The sequence below is a fragment of the candidate division WOR-3 bacterium genome, assembly GCA_029858255.1.
Taxonomy (GTDB): domain Bacteria; phylum Hydrothermota; class Tepidihabitantia; order SM23-42; family SM23-42; genus SM23-42.
In genome coordinates, this window is sequence record JAOUFJ010000052.1 from 1 (window position 1) to 7,708 (window position 7,708).

7 protein-coding genes are annotated in these 7,708 nt (G+C 50.5%); 2 read left to right on the plus strand and 5 right to left on the minus strand.

Annotated features, from left to right (window positions below; genetic code table 11):
- Both OEV79_11915 and OEV79_11920 read left to right on the plus strand, forming a co-directional pair.
- A partial coding sequence (locus tag OEV79_11915) for a hypothetical protein (GenBank protein MDH4212141.1) occupies positions 1 to 2,847 on the plus strand: 2,847 nt, incomplete at its 5' end.
- A complete protein-coding gene (locus OEV79_11920) occupies positions 2,844 to 3,560 on the plus strand; it encodes a tetratricopeptide repeat protein (GenBank protein MDH4212142.1) in 717 nt (238 codons plus the stop codon). The genes OEV79_11915 and OEV79_11920, both read left to right, overlap by 4 nt.
- A gap of 245 nt (positions 3,561 to 3,805) precedes the next feature.
- Here OEV79_11920 and OEV79_11925 read toward each other — a convergent pair whose 3' ends face one another.
- Genes OEV79_11925 through OEV79_11945 form a run of 5 tightly spaced genes read right to left on the minus strand, consistent with a single transcriptional unit; the run spans position 3,806 to position 7,419 of the window.
- Positions 3,806 to 4,432 (minus strand): HAD family hydrolase, encoded by a 627-nt coding sequence (locus tag OEV79_11925; GenBank protein ID MDH4212143.1) that lies wholly within the window; start codon positions 4,430 to 4,432, stop codon positions 3,806 to 3,808.
- Between the two features lie 38 nt (positions 4,433 to 4,470).
- A complete protein-coding gene (locus tag OEV79_11930) occupies positions 4,471 to 5,394 on the minus strand; it encodes a thiamine pyrophosphate-dependent enzyme (GenBank protein MDH4212144.1) in 924 nt (307 codons plus the stop codon).
- Positions 5,391 to 6,563 (minus strand): pyruvate ferredoxin oxidoreductase, encoded by a 1,173-nt coding sequence (gene porA / locus OEV79_11935; GenBank protein ID MDH4212145.1) that lies wholly within the window; start codon positions 6,561 to 6,563, stop codon positions 5,391 to 5,393. The genes OEV79_11930 and porA overlap by 4 nt, the downstream gene beginning before the upstream one ends.
- Positions 6,560 to 6,850: a ferredoxin gene (locus OEV79_11940; GenBank protein ID MDH4212146.1), complete on the minus strand. Its 291-nt coding sequence runs from the start codon at positions 6,848 to 6,850 to the stop codon at positions 6,560 to 6,562. Before OEV79_11940 ends, porA begins: the two co-directional genes overlap by 4 nt.
- The gene (locus OEV79_11945; protein MDH4212147.1) at positions 6,847 to 7,419 is read right to left on the minus strand and encodes a 2-oxoacid:acceptor oxidoreductase family protein; all 573 of its coding nucleotides are present in this window, start codon (positions 7,417 to 7,419) and stop codon (positions 6,847 to 6,849) included. The genes OEV79_11940 and OEV79_11945 overlap by 4 nt, the downstream gene beginning before the upstream one ends.
- Positions 7,420 to 7,708 lie beyond the last annotated feature (289 nt).

Here is a 7,708-nt window from a genome sequence, read left to right on the forward strand (position 1 = left end):
TTAGAAAAAAAGGCCGGGCTGAAAGGCGAGATCGTAAGCAGCCTCCAGCTGGCAAAAATACCCGGAGACAGCAAAGAGAAATATTCACGCGAATTGATCGATGCGTACATCACCAGCTCAGCAGCGCGGGTTTGCGACCTGAAGGTCCAGAAATACATAAGCTATGACCTGCTCAAGAGGTCGATTGGATTTCTGCTTATCGCGCTCGCACTTGGGTTTATCCAGCCGGCGTTTCTTCCTGGACGATTCTGGTATGCGCTTCACCACCGCCTCGAATATCAGGTCTCGCCCGGGAACAAGGAATACCCCAAAGACGTTGCGGCGGAGATCACACTGCGCCTGTCAGGAGTATACATCCCGAAAACCGTTGACCTGAAACTCAGTACTGTTGAAAAAACAGTACGCCAGAAACTGAAGGTTGAGTCCGGTGTCGCAGCCAGCAATGTAACCATTTCAGATCCGCTGGTCTACAGTTTCGAGTTCTTCGAACATAAAACAGCACCATATGAATTATACCCGATCGAGCCGCTGTCTATTGAAAATCTGACATTCCGTCTCGAATATCCTGCCTACACAAAACTCCATGAGGAAACAAGGGCCGGTCGCCAGTTGATCGTGCCGTATGGTACCGTAGTGAATGTTCAGGGGAAGGCATCGCAAACACTGAACGATGCCCGGTTCGAATTCGGCGACACGGTTTCCCTTGAACACGAGGGCAGAGAGTTTAATGGGCAGTTCGTTGTGAGGGAAAGCGGCACTGCAATGCTGCACTTGACCGCACGGAGTGAATTACAGGAGCCGATAAGAATTTATGCAATCCCGGACCTTGCACCGCTTGTCGATATTTACTACCCGGGGTTTGATGTGGATCTGCCGTACGACCAGAAACTCGACATTGGCGTGAGATGCAGTGATGACTACGGGCTTGCCGCAGTGGTTTTCTACTATTCTTTTCGCGAGGAATATTCACGTCCCTTGCCATTGGAGCCGGGGGCTTTCGAAGATACTGCCGTTTTCAACTGGGATCTTTCCGGGCTGGGTATGCTGCCTGGTGATGAGGTGTCTTATTATGTTCTGGTGCGTGATAATAGCGGGCATGTCACGAGGAGCAACAGTTACAGTGTTCACTTCCCGACGATGGAACAGATGTATGAAGAAGTTAACGAGAAGGAAACCTTGTTGCAGATCGACATCGCGGATATGCAGTCCGAGCATGCCGAGCAGATGAAAGAAGCCGCGCGGATACAGGAGAAGATCATGAAGGAACGCGATTTCTCCTGGGCTGAGCAGGAGCAATTGAGCGAGACGATACGGAAGGAAGAAGAGATCCTGACAAAGATCGGCGAGTGGCAGGAGGAATTGGAGAAGACCATCGAGAAATTAAAAGAGGGCGTGATCCTCGATCAGGAATCGATCGAAAGGCTGAGAGAGATCAGCCGGATACTCGAGGAGATCGCTCCCGAGGAGCTGAGGAAGGCGCTGGAGGATCTGCGCCTGGCAATGGAGCAGAAGCCGGCCGACATCCCCAAAGCGCTCGAACAATTGAAGCAGCGACAGGAAGAACTGGCAAAAGCGCTTGAGCGGTCGCTGGAAATATTGAGGCGTTATGAGCAGGAAGAGAAGTTGAGGCAACTTGCCGAGCAGACCGAGGAACTGGCCGAGCAGCAGGAACTTGTGGATGAGTTATCCGAAACAGACGAGGAACTTGCGGCGGAGAAACAACAGGAAATAGATCAAGCAATGGAGGAGCTGGCAAAAAAGATGAACGAGCTCGCTCTATCCGAGGGGTTGGAGCAGGAAATAAAGGATGCCCTGCAGCAGATGGCCCAGCAGATGCAGGAAATGAAAAATGCCAGCAGCGGGGATAAGAAATCCGGATTGAAGAACCTGGCAATGGGATTGCAGCAACTCTATAAAAAACTGACACAGGGACGGTTTGTGAACCTGCGGGAGAATCTGCTTGAAAGCCTCAAGCAGATCATCGAAACTTCCAAAGCGCAGGAAGGATTGATAAAAAAAATTGATGACGGATTGAAAGTAGACCCTGGCATGCAGCAGGAAATAATCCAGGCAACCGAAACGATCGCCGAGAGTCTTTTCCAGCAGCAGTCCAAGAGTTTTCTGGTAGGTCCTCAGATCGGCAAGGGTCTGGCCAGAGCGACCTTGCGGATGCAGGAAGCGCAGAGAACCAGTGTTCAGGGTAAGGCCAACAAGGCCCTCGCTACCGAGGCGATGAAGGAATTGAACCTGGTAGCGCGTGATATTCTTTTCGCGCTCAAGATGATGATGGAGGACGGCTCATCAACCGGAATGAATTCGTTCATGCAGCAACTTGCCAATATCACGAGCGGTCAGATGATGCTCGGTCAATCCCTGATGAACATTCTGCCGATACCAATGCAGGGACTCAGCCAGGGGCAGAAAGCGCAGCTCCGCCGCCTTGCCGCGCGCCAGCGCGAGTTGAGGGAGGCTCTTCAATCACTCAAGGGCGAGGCCGCGGCCGGTAAGTATCAGGATATTCTTGATAACATGATCGGCGAAATGGAGGAGATCGAGCAGGAATTGTTTCAATACAAGCTGGACCGTGAATTGATCGAGCGGCAGCGCAAAGTAATTTCAAAATTGCTGGACAGCCAGCGTTCAATACGCAGGGAAGATTTCTCTCAGAAACGGGAGAGCAAACCGGGTCAGGACGTTCTTGACCGGACGAGCCCGGCCGCATTATCCAGGGAACTCGGCACCGACGAGCTGCGCAGGTTGCTTCAGGAAGAATTGAGGAAACCTTATCCAAAAGAATATGAGATGTATATAAGAGAATATTTCAGAGCGCTGCTGGGAGAAAAATGATCGTATTTTTTCTGGTGCTGAATATGGAAGCCCGCATCGATAGTCTCGAGAATAGTTTCGCGCAGAACCGGCAGATCGAGACGCTGCTCGAACTCAGCAAATGCCACATAACGACGGGTGAATATCACAAGAGCATTGAATTCTTAAAGAAGAATGAGCGGTATTTCGTTGAGGACCTGGACAAAGCGCGGCTAATGTATGAAAACGGCAGCGTGTACCTGTTCGCCGGTGATGTGGTCAAAGCCCATGATACATACCTGAGGTTGATGAGCAGCTATCCACAACTCGACGTTGCTAACGACGCGGCCGAACGGCTTTATTTGATCGAGACGGCACAGGATGACACAGTGCAGCTCAAGAACTTGGTGAACCTCGTGCGTTTGTTCGAGACCGGCCAGTATGGATCGGCTATCGATTCGGCCCGGAAATTATTGAAAACACCGGTCGGCGCTCATGCTTACTACTATCTTGCGCTTGTTTACAGTTCGATGAATGATCTGCCTCTTGCCCTGGGTACGCTCGTGGAACTCAACAAGGAATATCCGGGACACAGAATAATTGAAGCCTTTTTGCTCCAGTCCGATATCTACGTAGCACTGGAGAAGAAAAAGGAAGCGCGGGAAATCCTTGAGGATTTGATCGTGCGTGAGCCGAACACGATATACGCGTTAAAGGCTCGTCAAAGATTGGAAAAGCTGGAGGAAGGTCAGTAAACCGTTTGGTAACGCCGCTGCCTGTCATTGCGAGGACGCCGCAGGCGGGCGAAGCAATCTCCTAGGTCAGCGCTCACTAATACTGAGATTGCTTCGCTTACGCTCGCAATGACCAGGAGAGAGTTGAGGTTGCCGCGTCGTCCCGCATTATATACTATCAAAAAGGTGCCGGACTTCTCGCAATGACAGAGGATTGGCGATTCTGACGCGGGGAGAGAATAGTAGTTTGGGTTGCTTCGGTGCTCCTAAGCAACCGACCGGAGCGCCGTGACTAGTTTCTCTATGCCCTCTGGGCCTTTAACCTCGTAGATCTTCATACCCAGATCCTGGGCAGGGATCAAATCGACACTGTACCGGTCGCCGACAACCAGACATTCATTTGGCGAAACACCCATTGCCCCGGCGGCTTCACGGAACGTTCTGGGATTTGGCTTCATGGTGCGGAAACTGTTATATGTAAAGACACGGTCGAACAGATCCTGTACTTTGAGCGCTTGGAGGATACGGTTTGCCTGCACTTCATTGTTGTTAGTCAAGATCGCAAGTTTAAAACGTTTTTTCATGCCCTGGAGTATTTTTCTGAGTTCACCGTTTGCCGACAGATAATCGCGCGGGTCGAAGTAGGCGATGTTTTCCTTATGCCAGACTTCGACCGGCATGCCGAAGCGGATCAAGGTCAGCGTATAGGGTACCGGAAAGCCGTGTTTTTCTTTTAACTTCTCGCGCGTATCCTCGATCAACATCTTTGCTTCATCGACCGGTATCTTCTTGAGTTTGGCGAGAGCATGATATGCCGCTTCGGCGAATTTGGTGCGCACTTCAGTGCTGTTGTAGAGCGTGCCGTCCAGATCAAAGAGTATAACCTTAATCATAATTGTTCCGGGTTTCGTGTTGTAGTATCAGCTGGCCGCTACTGAGCGCTCCTTTTCTGCAGTCGCTCCCAGATCATATCGACCTCTTCCTGATATTCCTTGATCGGTACGTCATCATGCCACTTGAACAGATGTCCGAACCTGCCCTGTAGTTTCATGAACTCGGTTATCGGTTTCTTTTCCTTTGGTTTTACCGTTATCCGGTACTTTCCGTTTTCATATTCGTATAGGGGCCAGACGCAGGTTTCGACCGCGAGTTTGGATACCTTGATCGTTTTTTCAGGAACGTATGCCCAGCCGAGCCGGCATGGCGCATAGATATTAATAAAAGAAGGTCCGTCAGCGTTCAATGCCTTTTGTACTTTGGTCACCAGGTCGTTCCAGTAGCCGATCGTGGTCTGGGCTGCGTAAGCAGGTTCATGGGCAATGATGATCTCGGTCAGATTTTTTCTGATCTGCATTTTGCCCGGTATCTTGGTGCCGGCCGGCGAGGTTGTCGTGTGAGCGCCGCGGGGCGTAGCTGATGAACGCTGGATCCCCGTATTCATGTATGCCTCATTGTTGTAGCATACATATAGCACGCGGTGGCGTCTTTCGATCATACCGGAAAGAGACTGCAGTCCGATGTCATAAGTGCCGCCGTCACCACCAAAAGCGATGAAACGGAGGTCTTTCTGGATCTTGCCTTTTTTCTTGAAGGCGCGGTAGGCAGCTTCGACGCCGGACATCGTGGCCGCGACGTTCTCGAACGCGTTATGGACATAGGGAACATTCCATGCTGAAAAAGGATAGATCGTACTCACGACTTCCAAACATCCTGTGGCAGCACCAACTACAACCGGTTGCTCGGCTGCAGTCAATACCATACGCGCGGCAATTGTTGCGGCGCAACCAGCACAAGCACGGTGGCCACCCATGAATTTTTCTTTCTGAGCTGCTAATTGTTTAAGTGATGCCATTATTCCCCCCTTACTCCGTAGTAGACAATATCTTTGTCAACTTTGCCTGATTTCTGTATTGCATAGAGTTCCATATAGATGTCTTCGATATCTTCGATACTGATATCACGACCTCCGAGGCCGTACACGTAGTTTTTCAGGAGGGGACGGGCATTAGAATCGTAAAGTATGGAGCGGCATTCATTATACAGATGACCGCCCATTGTCGACATAGTATCAGCGCGGTCCAGGATGCCCAGTACTTTCACTTTCGAAATAGCTTTGAGCATCGCGTCCTTGGGGAACGGACGGTAAACGCGGCATCTTACAAGGCCGGCTTTCTTGCCTTGCTCGCGCAATCTGTCGACCGTCACCTTACCCGTTCCGCCGGTCGAGCCCATGGCAAGTATTGCCACTTCGGCATCGTCCATTTTGTACTCATCGACAAGCGGGTAGTGGCGGCCGAATTTCTCGCCGAATTCCTTCTGGACTTCGTCAATGATCGGCAGCACGTGATTCATCGCGTCTATTTCAGAACGCTTGTGCTCAAAGAAATAATCCTGCAGGTCCAGCGCGCCCAGGGTTATTGGATTATCAACATCGAGGAGCGATGTTTTGACCTGGCGTGTGCCCAGGAATTTGGGTACTGCGTCGTCATCGACCATTTCGACGCGCTCCATGCTGTGGCTGATGATGAATCCGTCAGTGGTGACCATTGCCGGCAGCAGCGCCTTCTCGGCGATCTTTACGGCCATGATCGTAGTATCATATGCTTCCTGAGTGTTCTCGCAGAATATTTGGATCCAACCGGCATCTCTTGACGCAAGCGAATCTGAATGGTCGCAGTGAATATTGATCGGGCTGGAAAGGGATCTGTTTACGAGACATATCACGATCGGTAACCGCAGGCCGGCCGCGATGAAGAGGATTTCGTGCATCAGGGCGAGTCCCTGCGATGAGGTAGATGTCATGACCCGCGCGCCAGTTGAGGAAGCGCCGACGCATGCGCTGATCGCCGAATGTTCGCTTTCTGCGGGGACGAATTCGGTATCTACTTCACCGTCGTGTACGAATTTTGAGAACAGCTGGACGACTTCGGTGGCGGGCGTGATCGGATAGGCGGCGACGACGTCGGGATTTATCTGACGCATCGCTTCGGCCATTGCTTCGTTTCCAGTTCTGGCAACGATCATTTTTCCTCCCTTACCATTTTGATAGCCTGTATCTTGGGTGGACATTCCTCAGCGCAGATTCCGCAACCTTTGCAGTACCGGTAGTCGATGCCCTTAACTTTGCCGTCTTTGACGATGATCGCCGAGTCCGGACAGTAGATCCAGCAGATGAAGCAATTTGTGCACTTCTTCTCATCCCAGATGGGCTTCTCACTGCGCCAGTCGCCGGTTTCAAACTGTTCGCTCGAGCCGCCTTCAAGGACCAGGCCGATCGGTAATTCTTTCCAACCTTTCTTCTCTTTCTTCATGCTTTTGCCTCCTCGTAAGCGCGTTTGATCGCCTTGATGTTGCCGTCGACCACTTCCGGACGATTCGGGAATTTGTGCTCCAACCGGATTTTCACGGAGTCAAGCATGTCATTAAAATCGAGCAGTTTGGAGACCTTTATCAGAGCGCCTAACATGGGAGTATTCGGCAGGTCACGTTTTAGTATCTCCGTGGAGATCTTGCTGGCATCAACAACATAAACACTTTGCTTGGTCAGTTTTAATTGCTTCTTTATTTCTTCGGCGGTTTTCTGCGTATTGACCAGGATCACACCGTCATCAGGTAATCCGTCGGTAACATCCACGGTTTCCATGAGTGTGGGGTCTAACACGACTACGATATTGGGGGATTTTATGCCGCAATGCTGGAGTATAGGTTTGTCAGAAATGCGGTTGAATGCAAAGACCGGGGCACCCATACGTTCCGGCCCGTATTCGGGAAATGCTTGTATATATTTTCCGGTTTCGACTGCGGCGTCGGCGAATAGCAGGGCTGCAGTCTTCGCACCCTGTCCACCTCTACCGTGCCACCGTATTTCGAGTAGCGCCATTTCGTGCTCCTTTCTTCCTTAATTATAGGGATAAATATTCAGAAGATTATTTCGGACGAAAACAAGCAAGGGATTTATAACAAAATCTGCTTCGATTCCCTACTAATTAGGTAGCTTAATTATATAGGAATTGGGAGGAAAGTCAAGGGAGACAACTGCATTTTGCATTGCGAATTGCGAAAAGCGAAATTATCACATGAAAAGACGTTATTACCGTTATTTTCGTTTGGTTCGTTAATCCCGTTAATTTCGTTAGTATCGTTATTACCGTTATGCCCGTTTATATCGT

Bases quoted from the DNA above. Each gene is read 5' to 3' on its own strand.
- OEV79_11920 (MDH4212142.1), top strand. From the start codon at position 2,844: ATGATCGTATTTTTTCTGGTGCTGAATATGGAAGCCCGCATCGATAGT.
- OEV79_11925 (MDH4212143.1), bottom strand. From the start codon at position 4,432: ATGATTAAGGTTATACTCTTTGATCTGGACGGCACGCTCTACAACAGC.
- porA (MDH4212145.1), bottom strand. From the start codon at position 6,563: ATGATCGTTGCCAGAACTGGAAACGAAGCAATGGCCGAAGCGATGCGT.
- OEV79_11940 (MDH4212146.1), bottom strand. From the start codon at position 6,850: ATGAAGAAAGAGAAGAAAGGTTGGAAAGAATTACCGATCGGCCTGGTC.
- OEV79_11945 (MDH4212147.1), bottom strand. From the start codon at position 7,419: ATGGCGCTACTCGAAATACGGTGGCACGGTAGAGGTGGACAGGGTGCG.